Origin of the sequence: Bradyrhizobium sp. AZCC 2230, from assembly GCF_036924495.1 — a bacterium.
In the GTDB taxonomy this organism is placed as follows: domain Bacteria; phylum Pseudomonadota; class Alphaproteobacteria; order Rhizobiales; family Xanthobacteraceae; genus Bradyrhizobium; species Bradyrhizobium rifense.
The window spans coordinates 1,027,916-1,049,282 of sequence record NZ_JAZHRS010000001.1; the positions used below are offsets into that span (position 1 = coordinate 1,027,916).

23 protein-coding genes and 1 pseudogene are annotated in these 21,367 nt (G+C 64.2%); 13 read left to right on the forward strand and 11 right to left on the reverse strand.

Annotation, left to right across the window (positions count from 1 at the left end):
- The first annotated feature begins 42 nt into the window (after window positions 1–42).
- From V1280_RS04840 to V1280_RS04850, 3 genes are all read left to right on the forward strand, one after another.
- Window positions 43–1,146, forward strand: coding sequence for an anhydro-N-acetylmuramic acid kinase (locus V1280_RS04840; RefSeq protein ID WP_334519720.1), 1,104 nt, complete (start codon window positions 43–45; stop codon window positions 1,144–1,146).
- A 111-nt stretch (window positions 1,147–1,257) separates the two neighbouring features.
- The gene (locus V1280_RS04845) at window positions 1,258–1,935 is read left to right on the forward strand and encodes a glutathione S-transferase family protein (protein WP_334519723.1); all 678 of its coding nucleotides are present in this window, start codon (window positions 1,258–1,260) and stop codon (window positions 1,933–1,935) included.
- Window positions 1,936–1,938: 3 nt separating this feature from the next.
- Window positions 1,939–2,262 carry a DMT family transporter gene (locus V1280_RS04850; RefSeq protein ID WP_334519726.1) on the forward strand — a complete coding sequence of 108 codons (324 nt, stop codon included), beginning with the start codon at window positions 1,939–1,941 and terminating at the stop codon, window positions 2,260–2,262.
- Window positions 2,263–2,276: 14 nt separating this feature from the next.
- Here V1280_RS04850 and V1280_RS04855 read toward each other — a convergent pair whose 3' ends face one another.
- The 5 genes from V1280_RS04855 to V1280_RS04875 all read right to left on the reverse strand — a co-directional run bounded on the left by V1280_RS04855 (window position 2,277) and on the right by V1280_RS04875 (window position 5,076).
- Window positions 2,277–2,567 (reverse strand): DUF1330 domain-containing protein, encoded by a 291-nt coding sequence (locus V1280_RS04855; protein WP_334519729.1) that lies wholly within the window; start codon window positions 2,565–2,567, stop codon window positions 2,277–2,279.
- Between the two features lie 39 nt (window positions 2,568–2,606).
- Entirely contained in the window at window positions 2,607–3,119 is a 513-nt protein-coding gene (locus V1280_RS04860) for a DUF1697 domain-containing protein (protein WP_334519731.1), read from the reverse strand.
- Window positions 3,120–3,126: 7 nt separating this feature from the next.
- Window positions 3,127–3,774, reverse strand: coding sequence for an alpha/beta hydrolase (locus V1280_RS04865; protein WP_007591562.1), 648 nt, complete (start codon window positions 3,772–3,774; stop codon window positions 3,127–3,129).
- A gap of 352 nt (window positions 3,775–4,126) precedes the next feature.
- Window positions 4,127–4,456, reverse strand: a complete 330-nt coding sequence (locus V1280_RS04870) for a LytTR family DNA-binding domain-containing protein (protein WP_334538178.1) — start codon at window positions 4,454–4,456, stop codon at window positions 4,127–4,129.
- Window positions 4,345–5,076: a hypothetical protein gene (locus V1280_RS04875; protein WP_334538632.1), complete on the reverse strand. Its 732-nt coding sequence runs from the start codon at window positions 5,074–5,076 to the stop codon at window positions 4,345–4,347. Before V1280_RS04875 ends, V1280_RS04870 begins: the two co-directional genes overlap by 112 nt.
- Before the next feature lie 59 nt (window positions 5,077–5,135).
- Here V1280_RS04875 and V1280_RS04880 point away from each other — a divergent pair, with 59 nt between their 5' ends.
- From V1280_RS04880 to V1280_RS04920, 9 genes and pseudogenes are all read left to right on the forward strand, one after another.
- The gene (locus V1280_RS04880; protein ID WP_334519741.1) at window positions 5,136–6,344 is read left to right on the forward strand and encodes an acyltransferase family protein; all 1,209 of its coding nucleotides are present in this window, start codon (window positions 5,136–5,138) and stop codon (window positions 6,342–6,344) included.
- A gap of 51 nt (window positions 6,345–6,395) precedes the next feature.
- Complete coding sequence (locus V1280_RS04885) at window positions 6,396–7,535, forward strand: cysteine desulfurase family protein (RefSeq protein ID WP_334519744.1); 1,140 nt, start codon at window positions 6,396–6,398, stop codon at window positions 7,533–7,535.
- A gap of 113 nt (window positions 7,536–7,648) precedes the next feature.
- On the forward strand, window positions 7,649–9,145 hold the full coding sequence (gene sufB / locus V1280_RS04890) for a Fe-S cluster assembly protein SufB (protein ID WP_334519747.1): 1,497 nt from the start codon (window positions 7,649–7,651) through the stop codon (window positions 9,143–9,145).
- 62 nt (window positions 9,146–9,207) lie between these two features.
- Window positions 9,208–9,960, forward strand: a complete 753-nt coding sequence (sufC, locus tag V1280_RS04895; RefSeq protein WP_334519750.1) for a Fe-S cluster assembly ATPase SufC — start codon at window positions 9,208–9,210, stop codon at window positions 9,958–9,960.
- Between the two features lie 11 nt (window positions 9,961–9,971).
- Window positions 9,972–11,276, forward strand: a complete 1,305-nt coding sequence (sufD, locus tag V1280_RS04900; protein ID WP_334519753.1) for a Fe-S cluster assembly protein SufD — start codon at window positions 9,972–9,974, stop codon at window positions 11,274–11,276.
- On the forward strand, window positions 11,273–12,520 hold the full coding sequence (locus V1280_RS04905; RefSeq protein ID WP_334519756.1) for a cysteine desulfurase: 1,248 nt from the start codon (window positions 11,273–11,275) through the stop codon (window positions 12,518–12,520). Before sufD ends, V1280_RS04905 begins: the two co-directional genes overlap by 4 nt.
- A complete protein-coding gene (locus tag V1280_RS04910) occupies window positions 12,517–12,888 on the forward strand; it encodes an SUF system Fe-S cluster assembly protein (RefSeq protein WP_071914314.1) in 372 nt (123 codons plus the stop codon). Before V1280_RS04905 ends, V1280_RS04910 begins: the two co-directional genes overlap by 4 nt.
- Before the next feature lie 65 nt (window positions 12,889–12,953).
- Entirely contained in the window at window positions 12,954–13,364 is a 411-nt protein-coding gene (locus V1280_RS04915) for a HesB/IscA family protein (RefSeq protein ID WP_334519767.1), read from the forward strand.
- A gap of 74 nt (window positions 13,365–13,438) precedes the next feature.
- Window positions 13,439–13,868, forward strand: a pseudogene (locus tag V1280_RS04920) (TfoX/Sxy family protein); the annotation flags it as partial.
- Between the two features lie 74 nt (window positions 13,869–13,942).
- On the opposite strand, the gene fabA (V1280_RS04925) reads toward V1280_RS04920, so the two are convergent.
- The 5 genes from fabA (V1280_RS04925) to V1280_RS04945 form a co-directional block, all read right to left on the reverse strand.
- Window positions 13,943–14,473 carry a bifunctional 3-hydroxydecanoyl-ACP dehydratase/trans-2-decenoyl-ACP isomerase gene (gene fabA / locus V1280_RS04925; protein ID WP_334519774.1) on the reverse strand — a complete coding sequence of 177 codons (531 nt, stop codon included), beginning with the start codon at window positions 14,471–14,473 and terminating at the stop codon, window positions 13,943–13,945.
- Between the two features lie 119 nt (window positions 14,474–14,592).
- Complete coding sequence (gene fabA, locus V1280_RS04930; RefSeq protein ID WP_148775013.1) at window positions 14,593–15,123, reverse strand: bifunctional 3-hydroxydecanoyl-ACP dehydratase/trans-2-decenoyl-ACP isomerase; 531 nt, start codon at window positions 15,121–15,123, stop codon at window positions 14,593–14,595.
- 117 nt (window positions 15,124–15,240) lie between these two features.
- Complete coding sequence (locus V1280_RS04935; RefSeq protein WP_334519780.1) at window positions 15,241–16,311, reverse strand: GGDEF domain-containing protein; 1,071 nt, start codon at window positions 16,309–16,311, stop codon at window positions 15,241–15,243.
- A 128-nt stretch (window positions 16,312–16,439) separates the two neighbouring features.
- Complete coding sequence (locus V1280_RS04940) at window positions 16,440–17,984, reverse strand: DEAD/DEAH box helicase (RefSeq protein ID WP_334519783.1); 1,545 nt, start codon at window positions 17,982–17,984, stop codon at window positions 16,440–16,442.
- A gap of 281 nt (window positions 17,985–18,265) precedes the next feature.
- On the reverse strand, window positions 18,266–19,228 hold the full coding sequence (locus V1280_RS04945; RefSeq protein ID WP_334519786.1) for a helix-turn-helix transcriptional regulator: 963 nt from the start codon (window positions 19,226–19,228) through the stop codon (window positions 18,266–18,268).
- 191 nt (window positions 19,229–19,419) lie between these two features.
- Here V1280_RS04945 and V1280_RS04950 point away from each other — a divergent pair, with 191 nt between their 5' ends.
- Complete coding sequence (locus tag V1280_RS04950; protein WP_334519790.1) at window positions 19,420–20,943, forward strand: caspase family protein; 1,524 nt, start codon at window positions 19,420–19,422, stop codon at window positions 20,941–20,943.
- 30 nt (window positions 20,944–20,973) lie between these two features.
- On the opposite strand, the gene V1280_RS04955 is transcribed toward V1280_RS04950, so the two are convergent.
- The gene (locus V1280_RS04955) at window positions 20,974–21,258 is read right to left on the reverse strand and encodes a hypothetical protein (protein ID WP_334519793.1); all 285 of its coding nucleotides are present in this window, start codon (window positions 21,256–21,258) and stop codon (window positions 20,974–20,976) included.
- Between the last annotated feature and the right edge of the window lie 109 nt (window positions 21,259–21,367).

Here is a 21,367-nt window from a genome sequence, read left to right on the forward strand (position 1 = left end):
AGATCGGCATGCCGGAGGGGGTGTTTTGAGGACGCTGATCCCATGATGTTGACGGCACTCGGTGTGATGAGCGGCACCTCGCTGGACGGGGTGGACGTCGCGCTGATCGAAACCGACGGAAAACAGGTGAAAGCGTTCGGACCGTCCGGTTACCGGCCCTATAGCCCGGCCGAGCGCAATCTGCTGCGCCAGGCGCTGTCCGAGGCCGTGCACCTGCCGCGACGCGATGCCCGGCCGGGGATCCTGGCCGAGGCCGAGCGCGCGGTGACGCTGGCGCATGCCGAGGCGGTTGCCGCCTTCATCGCCCAGAACCGGATGAAGCCGGAGGACATCGATATCGTCGGCTTCCACGGCCAGACCGTGCTGCACCGGCCCGAGCGGCGGCTGACGGTGCAGATCGGCGATGCGCCGGCGCTGGCCAAGGCCATCCATATCCCCGTGATGCACGATTTCCGCGCCGCCGACGTCGAGGCTGGCGGGCAGGGCGCGCCGTTCGTGCCGGTCTACCATCGGGCACTCGCCAATTCGCTGGCGCGCGAGGGGCCGATCGTCGTGGTCAATATCGGCGGCGTCTCCAACATCACCTATATCGACGGCAACGACACGCTGATCGCCTGCGACACCGGGCCCGGCAACGCGCTGCTCGACGATTTCATGTACCGCACCATGAACCAGGCCTTCGATACGGAAGGCAAGTTCGCAGCGCTCGGCAAGGCTGACGAGGCCTGGATCGCGCGGGCGCTGGAGCTGCCGTTCTTCGCAAGCCCGCCGCCGAAATCGCTGGACCGCAACGACTTTGCCGCGCTCAAGCTCGGCGACGTGCCGCCGGCTGATGGCGCAGCGACGCTCACCGCTTTCACTGCGGCTGCGATCGCGCGCATCATTCCGTTGCTGCCGCGGCGGCCGCGCAGCTGGGTCGTCTGCGGCGGCGGCGCCCGCAATCTCACCATGCTGCGCATGCTGCGGGAGGGGGTCGGCACGGCCACCGTCGAGGCCGCCGAGGCTCTCGGCTGGGCCTCCGACGCGATCGAGGCGCAGGCCTTCGGCTTCCTCGCCGCGCGCGGGCTAAAGGGCCTGCCGCTGTCCTATCCCACCACGACAGGCGTGCCGATGCCGATGACGGGCGGGGTGATCGCCAGACCCTAAAGGCGACTGCCTGAGGTCACGGTGGGTTGATGCAGATGCATTGATCTTGACGGGTACATGCAATTGCATCTATCTTGGATGCAGTTGCACCGAACCGCCGGGATCATGGCCATGACCACTTCACTGAAATTGATCAGCCACAAGCTTTGCCCCTACGTGCAGCGCGCCGTGATCGCGCTCAAGGAGAAAGGCGTGCCGTTCGAGCGGGTCGATATCGATCTCGCCAACAAGCCCGACTGGTTCTTAAAACTGTCGCCGCTCGGCAAGGTGCCGGTGCTGGTGGTGACAACCGACAAGGGCGAGGTCGCGCTGTTCGAGAGCAATGTGATCTGCGAGTACATCGAGGAGACGCAAGCCGGCGCGAAGCTGCATCCGACCGATGCATTGAAGCGAGCCGAACACCGTGCCTGGATGGAGTTCGGCTCGGCGATCCTCGGTGATCTCTGGGGCCTGGAGACCACGACCGATCCCGCAACGTTCGAAAGCAAGCGCCAGGCGCTGGTGACAAAGTTTGCGCGCGTCGAAGCCGCGCTTGGCGCGGGCCCGTTCTTCGCCGGAGACGCGTTCAGCCTGGTCGATGCGGTGTTCGCGCCGGTCTTCCGCTATTTCGATCTGTTCGATGAGCTGACCGAGCACGGCATCTTCAGCGATGTGCCGAAGGTGCGCGCGTGGCGGAGCGAGCTCGCAAAACGTCCGAGCGTGCGCACGGCGGTCGGCGCAGACTATCCGCAGTTGCTGCGCGCCTTCCTGGTGCGCCACGACGCGCATCTCTTGAAGCTCGCGGCCTGAGCTATGTCGCAATCTCTGGCCTGGCTGATGCTGGTGATCGCCGGCGCACTCGATGTCGGCTGGGCGATCTCGATGAAGTACGCGGAGGGCTACACGCGCATCGGTTGGAGCATGGTTTCGCTGGTGCTGCTCGCCGCCTTCGTTGTCCTGCTTGGACGCGCTCTGAAAGTGCTCGAGGTTGGCGTCGCCTATTCGGTGTGGACCGGCATTGGGGCTGCCGGCACCTTCGTCATGGGCGTCGTGCTGTTCGGCGAGACCTTGAGCGCGATGAAGCTTGCGGGCATCGCCCTCGTCTTGATGGGGATCGCCGCGCTCAAGCTGGCCTAGGCGGCGCACAGCGATCAGGTGCAGCCGTCGGCGAGCAGCAGCTTGCTCGTCGTCGTGGCGTGGCGCAGCTCGAAGAGGTCCTGGATGTCGGGATCGTCCAGGAAAGCTCGGGCCTTCTCGCGCTCCGGAAATTCAATGATGACGAGGCGCTCGGGCGCCCAATCACCCTCGATCGTGGTCGGCTCCACGCCGCGGACGATGTAGCGCCCAGAGTGCCTGGCGATGAAGCCGGGAATTTCAGCGATGTATGTCTTGAAGCCGGCAAAGTCGTCCACCGAGAGGTCGAGCACCAGATAAGCCTTCAATGCTTGTCTCCCCAACAGTGCGATGTCGTCTTCGGTCAGCTAGAGTTCCGCGGCCATCTTCGCCAGGGTCGCGACGGTATTCATATTGCGCGCGGTACCGGTCTTGGCGGCGGGGATGACGAGCTTCGACGTCCCCATGCCGTCGCCATAGTGCACGTAAATCTCGCGGCGGCCGAGGCGGAGCTCTTCGTTGTTCTGGCCGCGGATGCCGGTAAGTGCGTCTTCAGGTGGCGCCTTGTCGAGGAAGATCGCGACGGTGCGGTTGGGCGCAGCCTTTGGAAAAGGATTGTCGGCCGAGACTTGTGCCATCTCGGCAGCGCTGCGCACGAGCACACCAACCGGCGCGCCGGCGTAGGCGTGCAGGCGCTTTTCGAGGGCGGTCTTGATTGCAGCTTCCGACTTGCGGCTCGTGAAGACGACGTTGCCGCTCGCAATATAGGTGCGCACGGCACCGAAACCGAGCTCTTCGCACATCGCTTTGAGCTCGCTCATCGGCAGCTTGCCGGTGCCTCCGACATTGACCGCGCGCAGCAGGGCTACGAACGCGGTCATGTCAATCTCAGCGCACGTTGGCGAGGCGCATGTCGAGATAGGCCGTGATGGTTTCCATCAGCGGCTCGAGCTTGGCGTCGAAGAAGTGGTTGGCGCCGGGGATGACCTGCTGGTCGATCACGATGCCCTTCTGCGTCTTCAGCTTCTCGACCAGCGTGTTGACGTCCTTCGGCGGCACTACGGCATCCTTCTCGCCATGCACGATCAGGCCCGAGGACGGGCAGGGCGCAAGGAACGAGAAGTCGTAAAGGTTCGCCGGCGGCGCGATCGAAATAAAACCCTCGACCTCGGGGCGGCGCATCAGAAGCTGCATGCCGATCCAGGCGCCGAAGGAGAAGCCGGCGACCCAGCAGGCGCGCGCTTCGGGATTGATGGTCTGCGCCCAGTCGAGCGCCGCCGCCGCATCCGACAATTCGCCGGTGCCGTGGTCGAACGAGCCCTGGCTGCGGCCGACGCCGCGGAAGTTGAAGCGCAGCACCGAGAAGCCGCGATGCGCGAAGGCGTAGTAGCACTGGTAGATGATCTGATGATTCATCGTGCCGTGAAACTGCGGATGCGGATGCAGGACCATCGCGATCGGCGCGTTCTTCTGCTTGGCCGGGTGATAGCGGCCTTCGAGACGGCCGGCGGGGCCAGTGAAAATAACTTCAGGCATGGATGATCTCTTGATTGATGTCCTGGAGAGACGGTTCTCCGCAATCAACCGATTGTGGCCTCATCGGCAGCGACGCCGGCGAGAGCGCGAATGGAAGGGCGAGAAGGCGTGCGCCTTGCGGTGATGCGCAAATGGCGCGCGGTGACTTGACGGCCGCGTTCTAACATAGGCTGCGGGGCTAAAAGCAAGCATCTTCGACATCTGCCAATGTGCTCAAGAACTTAGCTGGTCATCGCGATGTCATGCCCATGGTGGCGGAGCGGAGCGGGGTCATGGGCAGGCTCACATCTCGGGCGGCAACTGATTGGAATCACGACCGTTTATCGACCGCCCGGGCGATCCGACGAGCGATTCACACAGGCGCGGTGCGCCCTCCGAGTGAGGCGACCGCGGGCCGGTAGCGGCGACTGCCCCCAAGTGTTTGCCCATTGTCGAATGTGAGCTCGAAATCCCCAGACGGCTTGAAGTCCACGCCGTTTACCCGGTCGAGATTGGCCAGTCTTGTCCGGTGCACGCGCACGATGGCGAAGCGGGCGAGCTCGCTTTCGGTCGCGGCCAACGTGCCGCGGATCAGGTGCTGGGTGCCGTTGGCGAGGATGTATTCAATATAGTTGCCGGCGGAGGCGACCCAGAGGATGTCACGCGGCGCGACACGGATGCGGCTGCCGCCGTCCGGAGCCAGATCAGATCGGGGGATGGTTGCTCCTGCGGAGCAGCCGGGTTGGACATCGCCGCACGCGCGACCTTCCGCAGCTCGCGCCGGCTTTCGATCAGCCAGAGCGTTGCTCCCAGCAGCAGAGCGGTGACGGTATCCTTGCGGAACTCGTACAGGACCGTCGCCAGCGAGAAGTGGAAGTCGTAGGCGCCTCCCGCGAGCCAAAGCAGGAGTTTCCGCAAACCCACCATGCCGATGATGTGGAGGGCCGAGAAGCCGAGCAGGCCGGTCGCAGCGATTCCGATCCGTGCCGCAAGGCCCCGTGCCTGACGGATGCGCCGGACGGCCAGCGCCAGGATCGGCACCAGCAGCAGGATGACGATGATGCTCGACAGCTCCCAGAACAGTCGCCGGCCAATGTCATAGCTGTCGCCACGCCAGGCGGCGTCTTGTGCGCCGGAGAGCGCATTGACGATGCCGATGGCGAACGCGACGGCTGCGATCGCAGCAAACATCGTCCAGTCGCCATCGATCCCGCCGGGCCAACCGCTCGTCCCGGAGGGCGACGCCTCGTCCCCTCGCGCCCGGTCCTGATCCCAAACCGTCTCGACGCGCTCCGTTTCGGGGGCATTTTGGCCCTCAGCCATGGCCTGAAAACCGCGTTTGCCGTGCCGTCGTTTGTCTTGCCGTCAAGGAGCAGAGAACCATGTCAACACCGCAACAAATTTCGACTTCGGAACGACGCATCGATCTGGATTGGGTGCGGATTTTAGCCTTCGGGTTCTTGATCTTCTACCACGTCGGCATGCTCTACGTGTCCTGGGGATTTCACATCAAGAGCGAGCACCGGCTGACCTGGCTCGAGCCGGTGATGCTGGTGATCAATCCCTGGCGGCTGTCGCTGCTGTTCCTCGTCTCCGGGGTCGCCAGCCGCTTCATGCTGGGAAAGGTTCGGCTCGCCGCCTTCGCCCGCGCACGGTCGGTGCGGCTCTTGATCCCGCTGATCTTCGGCATGCTCGTGATCGTGCCGCCGCAGTCCTATCTCCAGATCGTCGAAGGCCTCGGTTATCCCCAAGCCTCTTATCTTCAAGGTTTCGCCGATTACTATCTCCACCACTATCTGGCGTTCAGCGCGCAGTTCTGCCCGAACCCCTGCATCGTGCAGCCGACCTGGAACCATCTCTGGTTCGTGCTCTATCTCTGGGTCTACACCATGGCCCTGGCCGGCGTGCTGTACGTGTGGCCGACGGCTGCCGACTGGATTGGTGAGAGGGTGACGGCCGTGCTCGCCGGGCCATGGCTCCTCGTGCTGCCATGCCTGCTGTTTGCCGCCTGGCGGCTGTTTCTCTCGCCGATCTTCCCGTCGACGCATGCGCTGTTCGGCGATTGGTATGACCACGCGGACTATGCGACTGCGTTCCTGATCGGCTTCCTGCTTGCACGCGAGGGCGGCATCTGGCGCGACCTCGAGCGGCAACGGTGGACGGCGCTGACGCTTGCAGCCGCTTTCTTCGCCGCCTTCGTGCTCGTTTATGCCGGCTTGCTTCCGCGGTCGTCCGTGCCGAGATGGTTCGCCGGCTCGGTCTATGGCTGCTACCAATGGCTGGCGATGGCGGCGGTGCTCGGCTTTGCGCGACGTCATTTGACGGCCGATGGGCCCGTGCGGCGCTATCTGACCGATGCGATCTTTCCCTATTTCATCGTGCATCAGACCGCGATCATCATGATCGCGCACGCATTGCAGGGCAGCGGGCTATCTGCGGGGAGCGAAGCCGCCATCGTGATATCAGGCACTGCGCTCACATGTCTCGTCACCTACGAGATCGCGCGTCGGATCGCCTGGCTGCGGCCGCTGTTCGGACTGCGGATGGAGCCCAGTTCCGTCAGCGGGATTGCGCAGCAACAGCCGGCCTGATGTGCGGCGGCTGCCGATTGGCGCGAGAGGAAAAAGTGCTAAGAGGGCGCCATGCCGAGCCGCGTCTATCTCGACTGGAATGCGACCACGCCGCTGCGCGCCGAGGCGCGCGCAGCGATGCTGGCCGCCTACGAGCTGATCGGCAATCCGTCCTCGGTCCATGCCGAGGGACGGGAGGCGCGGCGACTGGTCGAGGACGCACGTGGCGCACTTGCGGCAGCCGTCGGCGCGCTGCCGCGGAACGTGGTTTTCACCTCTGCCGGAACCGAGGCCAATGCGCTGGCGCTGTCGCCCGGCTTGCGCGGCCGATCGGGCGAGCCGGTGCGGCGCCTCCTGGTTTCCGCGGTCGAGCATGCCTCGGTGCTGGCGGGCGGCCGATTCCCGGCCGGTGACATCGGCCAGATCCGTGTCACGCGCTCCGGCGTCGTCGACCTCGATCATCTCCGGGCGCTGCTCGCCGACGGCCCGCCGGCGCTGGTTTCGATCATGGCGGCCAACAACGAGACCGGCGCGCTCCAGCCGGTCGCGGAGGCGGCAGGGCTCGTTCACGAGGCCGGCGGCCTCCTGCATGTCGACGCGATCCAGGCGCTCGGCAAAATTGCGTTCAATATTAATACGGTAGGTGCGGACCTTGCGACCTTTTCTGGGCACAAGATCGGCGGCCCCAAAGGCGTCGGCGCGCTGGTCGTGGCGGAGGGGCTTGCCGGGTTGGAACCGGTGCTGAGGGGTGGCGGACAGGAGCTCGGCCGGCGGGCGGGAACCGAGAATGTCGCCGGGATCGCCGGCTTCGGTGCGGCGGTGAAAGCCGCCCTTCAGGCTCTGCCGGAGGATGCGGAGCGGATGACAAGCCTCAGAGATTACTTGGGAAATGGTCTTCGGAGCATTGCGGGGGCGACCATCTTCGGGGAGGACGCGAAGAGGTTGCCGAATACCGTTCTATTCACCGCGCCCGGGCTCAAGGCCGAGACTGCCGTGATCGGCTTCGACCTTGAGGGCATCGCCGTATCCTCCGGTTCGGCCTGTTCCTCGGGTAAGGTCCAGCTGTCCCACGTGCTCTCGGCGATGGGGTACGATGCCACCGTGGCCCAGGGAGCGGTGCGCCTCAGTCTGGGCTGGTCCACGGAACCGGATGACATCAACAGGGCGTTAGAGGCTTGGCGAAAGCTCGGTAATACCCTACTTAGAGGCTAAGCGACGAAACACGGCTTGAACGGTTCTAAGCCCGTGCTTTCCGCCAATAAACATCGTAATACTCGTCAGAGTTTGATCCACCGCGGTCCTTGAAACCGCGAGCGGAGGATAGAATGCCAGCCGTCCAAGAGACGGTCGAGCGCGTCAAGCGCATCGACGTCGACCAGTATCGTTATGGGTTTGAGACCCAGATCGAGTCCGACAAAGCCCCCAAGGGGCTGTCCGAAGATACCGTCAGGTTCATCTCCGAGAAGAAGAACGAGCCCGCCTGGATGCTCCAGTGGCGGCTCGAAGCCTATCGGCGCTGGCTGACCATGACCGAGCCGACCTGGGCGCGCGTCGACTATCCCAAGATCGACTTCCAGGACCTCTATTACTACGCAGCGCCGAAGCCGAAGAAGACGGTCACCTCGCTCGACGAGATCGATCCGGAGATTCTCAAGACCTACGAGAAGCTCGGCATTCCCTTGCGGGAAGTCGCGATGCTCGAAGGCGTCGAGCCCAAGCCCGGCGAGCAAGATCCCGCGCGTCGCAAGATCGCGGTCGACGCTGTGTTCGATTCGGTCTCCGTTGCGACCACATTCAAGGCGGAGCTGAAGAAGGCCGGCGTGATCTTCATGCCGATCTCGGAAGCCATCCGCGAGCATCCCGAGCTGGTGCAGAAATATCTCGGCTCGGTGGTTCCAACCTCCGACAATTTCTACGCGACGCTGAATTCGGCGGTGTTCTCCGACGGCTCGTTCGTCTACGTGCCGCCGGGCGTGCGCTGCCCGATGGAGCTGTCGACCTATTTCCGCATCAACGAGCGCAACACCGGCCAGTTCGAGCGCACGCTGATCATCGCCGACAAGGGCTCTTACGTCAGCTATCTCGAAGGCTGCACCGCGCCGCAGCGTGACGAGAATCAGCTGCATGCCGCCGTGGTCGAACTCGTCGCGCATGACGACGCCGAGATCAAATATTCGACGGTGCAGAACTGGTATCCCGGCAATTCGGAAGGCAAGGGCGGCATCTACAATTTCGTCACCAAGCGTGGCGATTGCCGCGGCGACCGCTCCAAGATTTCCTGGACCCAGGTCGAGACCGGCTCCGCCATCACCTGGAAGTATCCGAGCTGCATCTTGCGCGGCGATAATTCCAGCGGCGAGTTCTACTCGATCGCGATCTCGAACGGCTTCCAGCAGGTCGACTCGGGCACCAAGATGATCCATCTCGGCAAGAACACGTCGAGCCGGATCATCTCGAAGGGCATCGCCGCCGGCAAGTCGCAGAACACCTATCGCGGCCTCGTTACCGCGCACCGTAAAGCGACCGGTGCGCGCAACTTCACCGCCTGCGATTCCTTGCTCATCGGCGACAAGTGCGGCGCGCACACCGTGCCGTACATCGAAGCCAAGAACTCATCGGCGACCTTCGAGCACGAGGCGACGACCTCAAAAATCTCCGAGGACGTGCTGTTCTACTGCGTCCAGCGCGGCCTTAGCCAGGAAGAGGCTGTCGGCCTCGTCGTCAACGGTTTCGTCAAGGACGTGCTTCAGCAGCTCCCGATGGAGTTCGCGGTCGAAGCGCAGAAGCTGATCTCGATCTCGCTTGAAGGGTCAGTTGGCTAATTGCCGGCCCTCGCGGTGCGCAACTCGCGCTCCAACATCAATTGAATAAACTGGATACCAAGATGGCTTTGCTTGAAGTGAAAGACCTCCAGGTTCGTGTCGAGGAGCGTGAGATCCTCCATGGGCTGACGCTGACCGTGAACGAAGGCCAGGTGCACGCGATCATGGGGCCGAACGGCTCCGGCAAATCGACGCTCTCGCATGTCATCGCCGGCAAGCCCGGCTATGAGGTGACCGGCGGCCAGATTCTGTTCAAGGGCGAAGACCTCCTGGAAATGTCGCCGGACGAGCGCGCCGCCAAAGGCGTGTTCCTGGCGTTCCAGTACCCGGTCGAAATTCCCGGCGTCGCCACCATGACATTCCTGCGCACTGCGCTGAACGCACAGCGCAAGGCGCGCGGCGAGAGCGAATATTCGACCCCGGACTTCCTGAGGAAGGTCCGCGAGGTCTCGAAGTCGCTGAACATTCCGCAGGACATGCTCAAGCGCGGCGTCAATGTCGGCTTCTCCGGCGGCGAGAAGAAGCGTAACGAGGTGCTCCAGATGGCGCTGTTCGAGCCGAGCCTGTGCATCCTCGACGAGATGGATTCCGGCCTCGACATCGACGCGCTGCGCATCGCGGCCGACGGCGTCAACGCGCTGCGCTCGCCCAAGCGCGCGATGGTCGTGATCACCCACTATCAGCGGCTGCTCAACTACATCGTGCCCGACGTGGTGCACGTGATGTCGAAGGGCCGTGTCGTGAAGAGCGGCGGCAAGGAGCTGGCGTTGGAGCTGGAAGCGTCCGGTTACGCCCAGTTCGAGGACGCCGCGTAAGGAATTTTGTGATGAACGTTGCTGTGGCAAAGACCGGAAAGGGCCGCGCGGTGAGCGATCTCTTCACCAGCGCCGAAGGCCGCTTGCCGGGTTCGCCGACTGTGATCGCAGCGCGCCGCGAGGCGTTCGAGACCTATGAGCGTCTCGGCCTGCCGCACCGCCGGATCGAGGAATGGAAGTACACTGACCTGCGCGCGCTGGTCGGCGAGGTGCTGCCGTTGGCAGCCGCGCCCGATGCGGCTGCTCTGAAGCGTGCCGCGGACGCCGTGAAGGCGCATGCGATCGCCGGCGCCCACAAGCTGGCGCTGGTCGACGGCGTGTTCGCGGCCGAGCTCTCCGACATCAAGACGCTCGCCGCCGAGGCGGGCTTCAAGACGTTGCGGGAGACGCTGGAGAAGGACGCCGGCCTGCTGAAGACCGCGTCCACCGACGCGGTGATCGCGCTCAACGCAGCGATGGCGACCGATGGCGTGGTGCTGTCGATTGCCGACGGCGTCCAGCTGTCCGCACCGATCCAGATCATCCACATCGCGACCGCAGCTTCCGCATCTCACTTCACCCGTTCGCAGCTCGCGATCGGAAAGGGCGCTCGCGCCACCATCGTGGAGAGTTTCGTTGCGGCCGGCGCCAAGGCCTACCAGGTCAGCGACGCCGTGCTCATCACGGTCGGCGACGATGCCGATGTCGCGCATATCCGCCTGATGGACGATGCGCCTGACGCGCTGAACGTGACCTCGCATTTCGTGACGGTCGGCGCCAACGTCAAACTCAATTTCTTCAACATGACCACCGGTGCTGCCGTCAGCCGGCTGCAAGGCTTCATCACGCTGGCGGGCGAGGGCAGCGAGCTCTCGGCCAACGGCGTCAACCTGCTGCAGAAGACCGAGCATGGCGACACCACGCTGGTGGTCGATCACGCTGTGCCGAACTGCGTCAGCCGCGAAGTGTTCCGTGCGGTGATCGACGACCGTGCGCACTCGGTGTTCCAGGGCCGCATCATCGTCCGTCCCGACGCGCAGAAGACCGACGGCAAGATGATGACCCGGGCGCTGCTGCTCTCGGACGAAGCCGAGGCCGACAACAAGCCCGAGCTCGAGATCTTCGCCGATGACGTCTCCTGCGGCCACGGCGCTACCGCGGGTGCACTGGACGACAGCCTGCTGTTCTATCTGAAGGCGCGCGGCCTGCCCGAGAAGCAGGCCCAGGCGCTGCTGATCCAGGCTTTTGTGGGCGAAGCGATCGAACAGATCGCTGATGATAATCTGCGTGAGCATGTGATCGGCATTGCCGAGCGCTGGCTGGAGCGCCGGTCATGAGCACGCATCCCGCAGTCAAGAACGGTGCCTATGACGTTGCGCGCGTGCGCCAGGATTTTCCGGCGCTCGCGATGCAGATCTACGGCAAGCCGCTGGTCTATCTCGACAACGCGGCCTCCGCGCAGAAGCCGAGCGCTGTGCTCGATCGCATGACGCAGGCCTATCAGTCCGAATACGCCAACGTGCATCGCGGCCTGCATTACCTCGCCAACGCCGCGACCGAAGCCTATGAGGGCGGCCGCACCAAGGCCGCGCAGTTCATCAATGCTGCGCGTACTGAGGAAGTGATCTTCACCCGCAATGCGACGGAGGCGATCAATCTCGTCGCCTCGTCCTGGGGCGGGCCGAACATCAAAGAGGGCGACGAGATCGTCATCTCGATCATGGAGCACCACTCCAACATCGTGCCATGGCATTTCCTCCGGGAGCGACAGGGTGCCGTGATCAAGTGGGCGCCCGTCGACGATGAGGGCAATTTCCTCATCGACGAGTTCGAGAAGCTGCTGACGTCGAAGACCAAGCTGGTCGCCATCACGCAGATGTCGAATGCGCTCGGCACCATCGTGCCGGTCAAGGACGTTGTGAAGATCGCCCATGCCCGCGGCATTCCCGTGCTGGTCGACGGCAGCCAGGGCGCCGTGCATATGCCGGTCGACGTTCAGGATATCGGCTGCGACTTCTACGTCTTCACCGGACACAAGGTGTACGGGCCGACCGGCATCGGCGTGCTCTGGGCCAAGTACGACCATCTCGTCGCGATGCGCCCCTATAATGGCGGCGGCGAGATGATCCGCGAGGTCTCGCGCGACATCGTCACCTACGGCGATCCCCCGCACAAATTCGAGGCCGGCACGCCCGCGATCGTCGAGGCGGTCGGCCTTGGCGCGGCCATCGACTACGTCAATTCGATCGGCAAGGAGCGCATCGCCGCCCACGAGCACGATCTCGTCACCTACGCCCAGGAGAAGTTGCGCGAGATCAATTCGCTGCGGCTGATCGGCACGGCGCGGGGCAAGGGCCCGGTGATCTCCTTCGAGCTCAAGGGCGCGCACGCCCATGACGTCGCCACCGTGATCGACCGTCAGGGCATCGCGGTCCGCGCCGGCACCCATTGCGTGATGCCGCTTTTAGAGCGGTTCAACGTGACCGCCACATGCCGGGCGTCGTTCGGCATGTATAATACGCGGGAAGAAGTCGATCATCTGGCACAGGCGCTGCTGAAGGCGCGGGATTTGTTCGCATGAGTGACACGGCCGAAATCAAAGCCAATCCGATGGAGACTCATTCGGCGCTGCCGCCGGAGGAGACCGAGCGTCTCACCACCGAGATCATTGCAGGCCTCAAGACAGTGTTCGATCCGGAAATCCCAGCCGACATCTACGAGCTTGGCCTGATCTACAAGGTCGAGATCAAGGACGATCGCTCCGTTGACGTGCAGATGACGCTGACGACGCCGAACTGCCCGGCCGCCGGCGAGCTGCCGACCATGGTCGAGAACGCGGTCGCCAGCGTTCCCGGCGTCGGCGTGGTCGACGTCAAGGTGATCTGGGAGCCGGCCTGGACGCCGGAACGCATGAGCGACGAGGCCCGCCTCGTCCTCAATATGTGGTGACGCGTAACACTCTGCTTTGAATCCTCGGGCATTGAATTCGCTCAGCAACGGACCACATCACTGACATGACACAGATTTCGTCCGGCTCAACACCAGCATCCACTCCGAAGCCCCGGCGGCCGCGTCCGCAGGTGATGCGGCTCACGGATGCCGCAGCCCAGCGCATCAGCGAACTGACGAGCCGCGCGGACTCCGAGATCGTCGGCCTGCGGGTCGGCGTCAAGAACGGCGGCTGCGCCGGCCAGTCCTACACGGTCGAATACGCTCATGATATCCGCCCGACCGACGAGGTCGTCGAGGACAAGGGCGTCAAGATCCTGGTCGACCCCAAGGCCGTGCTGTTCCTGCTCGGCACCGAGATGGATTACAAGGCCGACAAGATGCAAGCCCAGTTCGTCTTCAACAATCCCAACCAGATCTCCGCCTGCGGCTGCGGCGAGTCGGTCGAGCTGCGCCCGGCCAAGATCGACGGGTAAGCACGGGCTCGCGCCAAACACTCCTTTGTCGTCCCGGCTTTTCGCGGGGACGACGCCGGGGAGAGAGTTGGGCCATGGACCGCGAATTCCTGATCGACCTGTTCGCCGATTTCGGCCCCGTTGCCATCCGCAAGATGTTCTCCGGCTACGGCATCTCCGCCGACGGCATCAATTTCGCGCTCGCCCTGCGCGCCGGCCTGTTCTTCCGGGCCGACGAGGTGACCATTCCGGACTTTGAAGCGGAAGGTTCAAAACCGTTCCAGTATTCGACCCGCGCCAAAACCGTGCTGGTCAACTCCTACTGGGAGCTGCCGGCGCGCCTGTTCGACGATTCCGAGGAGCTGGCGCAATGGGCGAGGGCAGCGCTCGCCGCCGCGCAGCGCGCCAAGGTGAAGAAGCAGCCGAAGAAGAAAGCTACGGCGACGAAGGCAGTTGCCAAGAAGCGGCCGGCCAAGACAGCAACCAAGAGAACGGTGCGGTAGGGTGGGCAAAGCGGAGCGTGCCCACCATCTTCTCGCGACCGAGATAGTGGTGAGCACGGCGCGTCGCGCCTTTGCCCACCCTACAGGACCTGAGGATCAGTCCGCGGCCTTGGTCAGGCCAACCCGCATATCCTTTGCCACGAACACGCAGGTGCCGTCGGCAAGCACGCGGCCATCGGCTATTCCGAGCACCAGCTTGCCGCGGCGGACCATGCGCATGGCGACCTCGTAGCGCACCGATCGCGTCTCCGGCGTGATGGCGCCCGTGACCTCGACCTCACCGACGCCGATGGCGCGGCCCTTGCCCGGTGAGCCCGACCAGCCGAGCCAGTAGCCGACCATCTGCCACATCGCATCCAGGCCGAGACTTCCCGGCATCATCGCGTCACCGCGATAGTGACAATCGAAGAACCAGTGGTCCGGCACGATGTCGAGCTCGCCGACGATATGGCCCTTGCCGAACGGGCCGCCGTCCAGGCTGATCTCGGTGATGCGGTCCATCATCAGCATCGGCGGCGCCGGCAATTGCGCATTGCCTGGGCCGAAATAGCCGCCTTCGCTCGATCTCAGCAGTTCGTCCCTGGTGTAGGACGGTTGTGGCCTGTGAAAATCATGCGGGTTTGGCAAGACGACAGAACCTCCGTGGGCGCACGCTCGGGTGCATGGGGCCGACGACACAGCCTCAGATGTCGTCCGTCCGGGAACAATGTCAAGCGCACGGGCGGACAGATCCTGCCGCGGCGATGTCAGGCTGCCGACGTGGTGAGGCCGACACGCAGATCCCGCACAACATAGACGCAGGTCTCATCGGCGAGCACGCGTCCATCAGCGACGCCGAGGGCCAGCCTGCCGCGCTTCACCTGGCGCATCGCAACCTCGTAGCGCACGCGTTTGATGTCCGGTGTGATCTGCCCCCTGAACTTGACGGCGCCGACACCCAGCGCCCGGATCGTCCCCGGCGAGCCAGACCACGCCAGCCAATAGCCGACCATCTGCCACAGCGCGTCGAGGCTGAGGCTTCCCGGCATCACGGGATCGTCGGGAAGGTGACATTCGAAGAACCAGAGGCTGGCCGTCACGTCCAGCTCGGACACGATGTGGCCCTTGCCGAACGCGCCGCGGTCCAGGCTGATCTCGGGAATGCGATCCATCAGCAACAAGGGCGGCGCTGGCAATTGCGCGTTGCCCGGGCCGAAGAAGCCGCCGTCGCTGGCCCTGAGCAGGTCGATCCCGCTGTAGGAGGATTGCGGCGTGTGAAAGTCGTGCGGATGGGGCAAGACGCTGGGCCTTTCGATCGCGACCGGTCGAGCGTCGATTGCGCGTCACGTGCTCGACGTGTCCCTCAGACCTATTACGGCTGCATGAAGGGGAGATGTCGCGGCCGCGACTGGCGGCTAGGCCACCACCCGGTTGTGCGTCTCGACCGCGTATTCGGGATCGACTTCGCAGATCACGCGATTGCGGCCGTTGCGCTTGGCCGCGTAGAGGCAGGCGTCCGCACGATCGATCAGCGCGTCGGTGTCGTCACCCTGCTTCAGCATGGAGACTCCAACGGAGATGGTGACGCGGCCGAGGATCTCGCCGGTCGACTTCTTCTTCAATTCCTTCGCCATCACGGCGCGGCGAATATGGTCGGCGACGGTGAGAGCCTGGCGCAGCGCGGTGTTGGGCAGCACGACTGCGAACTCCTCGCCGCCATAGCGCGCGGTAATGTCCTGGCCCTTGATGGTCTGCTTCAGGGACAGGCCGACCAGCCGGAGCACCTGGTCGCCGGTGAGATGGCCATAGGAATCGTTGAACGATTTGAAATGGTCGATGTCGAACAGCAGGAGCGACAGCGGCTCGCCGCTCGCGAGTGCGCTCTGCACGGCCATGCCGATCATGCGGTCGAAATATTTGCGGTTGCCGAGACCCGTCAGCGGATCGGTCAGGCTCTCGGCGCGGATCGCTTCCAGGCTCTGCTGGAGATTGCTGATCTCGCTCTTTGCCAGGATGAGCCGATCTTCAAGCGTCTTGTTGCTCTCACGCATGTCGCTTGTCGAACGGAGCAGAGATGCGATGATCGATTGGAGTTGGTCGGCCTTCTTGGCCATTGACAGCTCTTTGGCCGCGCCCGACAGGCTCGCATCGTAAGAGCTGGTCATCCCGAGAGCGTCGCTCAACACATCTACGACGTCGTCGATCTCGCCGATGACGCGCGCACCGACCTTGTCGATGCGGTCGGTCGTTTTGATGTGGGAGAGATAGGTGTCGTAGATCTGCTCGAGATCGGCCTCGGTCAGCTTGCCGTTGCGTGCCAGCGTCTCGTTGATGATCTTGTTGAGCGGCGCGTTGTAGCCGGTCGCGTAGACGTACCAGATCTCGTAATTGCGGGGAATTGCGGTTTGCTTCAGCGACCGGATCTGACCGAGTGCCACCTCGGCGAACGCCATCGTGCGTTCATGTTCATCGAGAACCTTGACCACAGAACATACCCCACAGCGGTCGGTGCGCTAGCGACCGCAGCAATGCTTAAATTATGTTCGTAGGCTAACGGATGATCATGAACGGTCGGTAAACGGTCGACCGTTCAACTTGCGCGTGTATCGTGGTATCAGGCTCCGGCGGGGGAGCGGACCGGTCGGAGCAGGAAGGCCGGGAGATGCGAGTGATCGCCGGGCTCGGTATCGGCCTCGCGCTGGCGGCGCGGCTCGGGACGGCCGATTGACGGCACATGCGCAGTGTTGGCCTGCTGGCGCGCGCCATGACGCGGCTCGGAGGATGGCCTGGCTTCGCGCGGAGGCCTTGCCTCACGTGCAGGCCTCGCTTCGCGCGCGGGCCGTGCTTCGGCAGCAGGTCTTGCATCCGACGAAGGCGCTGCCTCCGAGGAGTGTCGCGCCTCGCGCGGCTCGTGGCTGCGCTCACGGTCGCGACCGCGCTGCGGCTTGCCGCGTCCGCCGCGGGAACCTTCGCGATCGCGGCCGCGCGATTCGCGCGGACGGTCGCTCTGCTCACCCGAACCAGCCTGCACTTCGTAATCGCCCTCGGCGCGAGGAATGCTCTGGCCGATCAGCTTCTCGATCGCCACCATCGACTTCTGGTCGAGCGGCGTGACGAGCGAGATGGCCATGCCGCTGCGGCCGGCGCGGCCGGTGCGGCCGACGCGGTGGACGTAGTCGTCGGGATGGTGGGGGACGTCGAAATTGAAGACGTGGCTGACCTCGGGAATGTCGAGGCCGCGGGCGGCCACATCGGAGGCAACCAGCAGCGGCAGCTCACCCTTGCGGAACTGTTCGAGTGCCGCCGTGCGGGCCGACTGGTCCATGTCGCCATGCAGGGCGCCGACGCTGAAACCGTGCTTTTGCAGCGATTTGTGAACGACGGCGACCTCGCGCTTGCGATTGCAGAAGATGATCGCGTTCTGAAGATCCTTGGCCTCGCGCAGCAGGCGGCGCAGCAATTCGCGCTTTTCATGCGCCTCGCGCCCGGCCGGGACCTGACACTGCGTGACAGTGACGGCCGTGGTGGCGGGTTTGGAGACTTCGACCTTCTGCGGATTGTGCAGGAAGGTCTCGGTGATGCGCCGGATTTCCGGCGGCATGGTCGCGGTGAAGAACAGGGTCTGCCGCGTGAAGGGGACCAGCTTGCAGATGCGCTCGATGTCGGGGATGAAGCCCATGTCCAGCATGCGGTCGGCTTCGTCGATGACGAGCAACTCGACGCCGGTGAGCAGCAGGCCGCCGCGCTCGGTATGGTCGAGCAGCCGGCCCGGGGTGGCGATCAGCACGTCGACGCCGCGGGTCAGCTTGGCATCCTGGTCGCCGAAGGAGACGCCGCCGATCAGCAGGGCGACGTTGAGTTTCTGTCCGGCGCCGTAGCGGTCGAAGTTTTCCTTCACCTGCGCCGCGAGCTCGCGGGTCGGCTCCAGGATCAGCGTGCGCGGCATGCGTGCCCGGGCGCGACCCTTTTCGAGAATGGTGAGCATCGGCAGCACGAAGGCCGCGGTCTTGCCGGTGCCGGTCTGGGCGATGCCGAGCACATCCTTGCGTGCGAGGACGTGGGGGATCGCCTGTTCCTGAATGGGGGTAGGGGTGGTGTAACCGGTGGCCGCCACTGCGGCGAGGACTTTTTCGGATAGTCCGAGATTGGAAAAGGACATTGAGCCTCTGGTCGAAACCGCCGTTCGGAATCGAGGGTAATAAGGCTGTCGCGTTCCACCCCGAAACGGCGCGCTCTCAAAGAAGCTGGGGGTGCTGACTCACGCGAACAAAGCGCCAAGCTCAGGAATCGCTCTTCGATACCGAGCCGCGTCGACCCGGAACATAGGGCGGAATCGGCCAAAGTCAATGGAGCAGGCGCGGGAAGGCCCTAAAAACCCTCACGTTTTTGCCCAAATACAGGGCGTGGCTCGGCTTTTCGCCGCGGCGGCCAGCCCGAGGGTTAACGCGCCCCTGCGGCCTGCGCCCGGAAATCGCCAGGCGCCATGCCGTAGGCGGCGTTGAAGACCCGGTAATAGGTCGCCAGGCTCTCGAAGCCGCAGGCGCTGGCGATGTCGGCGATCAGCCGCTCCGGCGCTTCGCGCATCAAGCGGCGGCTTCTCTTCAGCCGCTCTTCCGTCACGGTCTGGGAGAAGCTGCGGTCGGCGACCTCGAACAGCATGTGCAAATGGCGCACGGAGACGCCGAGCAGGTCGGCCATCCGCGCCGGTGCCAGATCGGGGTCTTGCAGATGGTGCGCGATCAGGCGCCGCGCCAGCGAGAGGCGGGCGGTCCGGAGCGCGGCCTGTCCGCGCCGGCTGCCCGGCCGGACGATGCCGCGCTCGATCAGCGCCAGATGCCCGAGCGCCTGCACCAGCGGGACGGAGTCGGGGGAACCATCATTCGCGGCCGCCTCGCCGAGGTCGGCAAAGCAGGCATCAAGCAGAGGCGCGAGAGCGGGATCGTTGAAAACCTTGGGCGCGAGCTCGCGCGTGCGCTTGTCCTCTGTCGCGAGGCCGCTGACGGGGATCTTCAGGATCCGCAGGTGGAAACCGGCATCGCCCAGCGGCCTCGTGCGGTAGGGCAGGTCGGTGTGGCTGGTGGCAAAGGCGCCATTGGCAATCGCGAAATCGCTCGAGCGCATGCCGCCGAACCAGCCGCCGCCGCCGAGCTGCTGGTAGACGCAGATGCTGTCACCCGGCGCGTAGCCGATGTCGGCCTGGCTGCGCTCGACCGCATAGGACGAGGCCTTCAGCTCCACGAGGGCGCCATTGCCGACCTGGCTTAGTGAGAATTCCCCGTAGAAGCCTGCGCGCTGCTCGTGCTCGAGTTCAGCGGTGACCCCGAACAGCCCCTTGGCGCGCACCTCGCGCCAAAAATCGAAGCGATCGTGAGGCTCGACCTCGTCAGTGCACCAGCGATACACGGCAGCCCTCGTCTCGAACGGAATTCCGCCCAAGAAAAAGCAGATTCCACGGGAATCTGCCATAGGCCAGATCATGGAACCGCAGGGACGGACCGGTTGAACCCCGGCTACGGCTGGATCGACTATCACATCAACGGCGTAAGGTTCCGCATGGAGCCAACGGGGAGCCGTTCTGCAACGGGAATATCGCGATGACGCGTCGGGTTTTCAGGATTTTGGCAGCACTTGGACTGGCCGTGAGCCTCGGCGGCTTCGCGAGTGCCGCGCATGCCGAAAAGCGTGTCGCACTCGTCGTCGGCAACAACGACTACAAGAACGTTCCAAAGCTCCTGAAGGCCGTCAACGACGCTCGCACCATGGGCGATACGCTGAAGCAGCTCGGCTTCACCGTGATGGTCGCTGAAAACCAGAACCGTCAGCAATTCTCCGAGACGCTGCTCGCCTTCGACCGGGCGATCGAGCCCGGCGACACCGTGTTCTTCTTTTACGCCGGCCACGGTTTCGAGATCGCGGGCCAGAACTATCTCTTGCCGACCGACGTGCCGGCGGCGACCGAAGGCCAGGAAGAGCTGGTGCGCGACGCTTCCATTCTCGCCGACCGTGTCGTCGAGCGGCTCCAGAACAAGATGGCGCGGACCTCGATCCTGGTGTTCGACGCCTGCCGCAACAATCCGTTCGAACGTTCAGGCACGCGCGCAGTCGCTGGTGGTGGTGGGCTTGCGCCGATGACGCAACTGCCCGAAGGCGTGTTCTCAGTGTTCTCGGCAGGCCCGCGGCAGACCGCGCTCGATCGCCTTTCCAACGACGACGCCAATCCCAATTCGGTGTTCACGCGTACCTTCGCCAAGGAGCTGCTGCAGCCCGGCGAGAACCTCGTGCAGGTCGCACAGCGCACGCGCCGCCTGGTCAGCGAGATGGCCGACACCGTCAAGCACAAGCAGGTGCCCGTCTATTTCGACCAGATGGTCGACGACGTCTTCCTCAGCGGTGCCGCGAAGGATGCGGCGGCGGCCGCAGCGCGGCCGGCCGATCCGCCGCCGCAGAAGCTCGCGGCGCTGCCGCCGGTCTCGGTGCCGCGCGTGCCGAAGGAGGAGACCACCAACGCGCCGATCGCGAGCTTCTCGCGCCACAATGGCGGCTGGAGCGTGACGTTCTCTTTCGCCGATCCCACCCTCGGTGTGTCCTGGCGCATGGCCGGCAACGGCGATTTCCGCGAGACCGGCTTCATGGACACGCTGGATCCGCGCACGCGCAAGCGGATGCCGAACCCGTCGATCGAGCTGCCCCCGGATGCGCAGGCCGGCACCATCGAGGTCCGCTATGTCGACGCCTCCGGCGACATGCAGGGTCCGTTCCCGATCAAGTTCGATCCCGAAGCGGCGCTGGTTCGCGATCAGCGCAAGATCCTCGACATGACCGCCACGAGCTGGTTGTCGTTCCGCCAGTTCAACGGGCTGCTGGTCTACTACACGCATCTGGTGTCGTACCGCTGCGCGATCCGCGAGGTGCGTATCGGCATCGATAGTGCCGTGCCCAACCAGGTGCTGAAGCTGCCACCCTGCGATCTCAAGGACCCCTCCGCAATCTCCGCCGGCATGCTGCTCTACCAGAAGCTTCCACCAACAACGCAGCTCATGTCGGTCGAGTTGACCTATCGCGACGGTAGCGTCTCGGAGGTCAAGAGCTTTCGTACCGCGAACCGCAGCAACAATTGAGCTGTATCGAGGAGGGCGGGCACTGGTCCGCTAGGCCCGACGCTTCCTGAAGAAGCGCTCGGCGGAGTCGATGGCCTCGATCAAGGGCGGCGCCAGCGAGAAGAAAGTTCCCATGGCGATCGAGATGATGACGTGGCTTAGCAGGAGCCTCTCCTGCTCCTCAAACGGATAACCGTTCTGATTGATCCGCACCGGTGCAAGCGCACCCGTTGCCCGCGACTCCAGCCTACGCGGTTTGCGCGCCGGAAGCATGAGCACGACAAAAAGCACGTTGATCAACAACCAGATGCCAAGCACTATGAGGAAGGTGCGCACAACAAGATCATCCTTAAATCAATCGAACTCGTCAGCAACGCTACGGACCATTCGCTCTCGCGGCAAACCAATTCGGGCTTGTTGCACCGCACAGCGGACTAAAGTCGCA

Coding starts and splice junctions, on each gene's coding strand:
- V1280_RS04840 (WP_334519720.1), top strand. CDS start 43: ATGATGTTGACGGCACTCGGTGTGATGAGCGGCACCTCGCTGGACGGG.
- V1280_RS04845 (WP_334519723.1), top strand. CDS start 1,258: ATGACCACTTCACTGAAATTGATCAGCCACAAGCTTTGCCCCTACGTG.
- V1280_RS04850 (WP_334519726.1), top strand. CDS start 1,939: ATGTCGCAATCTCTGGCCTGGCTGATGCTGGTGATCGCCGGCGCACTC.
- V1280_RS04860 (WP_334519731.1), bottom strand. CDS start 3,119: ATGACCGCGTTCGTAGCCCTGCTGCGCGCGGTCAATGTCGGAGGCACC.
- V1280_RS04865 (WP_007591562.1), bottom strand. CDS start 3,774: ATGCCTGAAGTTATTTTCACTGGCCCCGCCGGCCGTCTCGAAGGCCGC.
- V1280_RS04875 (WP_334538632.1), bottom strand. CDS start 5,076: ATGGCTGAGGGCCAAAATGCCCCCGAAACGGAGCGCGTCGAGACGGTT.
- V1280_RS04880 (WP_334519741.1), top strand. CDS start 5,136: ATGTCAACACCGCAACAAATTTCGACTTCGGAACGACGCATCGATCTG.
- V1280_RS04885 (WP_334519744.1), top strand. CDS start 6,396: ATGCCGAGCCGCGTCTATCTCGACTGGAATGCGACCACGCCGCTGCGC.
- sufB (WP_334519747.1), top strand. CDS start 7,649: ATGCCAGCCGTCCAAGAGACGGTCGAGCGCGTCAAGCGCATCGACGTC.
- sufC (WP_334519750.1), top strand. CDS start 9,208: ATGGCTTTGCTTGAAGTGAAAGACCTCCAGGTTCGTGTCGAGGAGCGT.
- sufD (WP_334519753.1), top strand. CDS start 9,972: ATGAACGTTGCTGTGGCAAAGACCGGAAAGGGCCGCGCGGTGAGCGAT.
- V1280_RS04905 (WP_334519756.1), top strand. CDS start 11,273: ATGAGCACGCATCCCGCAGTCAAGAACGGTGCCTATGACGTTGCGCGC.
- V1280_RS04910 (WP_071914314.1), top strand. CDS start 12,517: ATGAGTGACACGGCCGAAATCAAAGCCAATCCGATGGAGACTCATTCG.
- V1280_RS04915 (WP_334519767.1), top strand. CDS start 12,954: ATGACACAGATTTCGTCCGGCTCAACACCAGCATCCACTCCGAAGCCC.
- V1280_RS04940 (WP_334519783.1), bottom strand. CDS start 17,984: ATGTCCTTTTCCAATCTCGGACTATCCGAAAAAGTCCTCGCCGCAGTG.
- V1280_RS04950 (WP_334519790.1), top strand. CDS start 19,420: ATGACGCGTCGGGTTTTCAGGATTTTGGCAGCACTTGGACTGGCCGTG.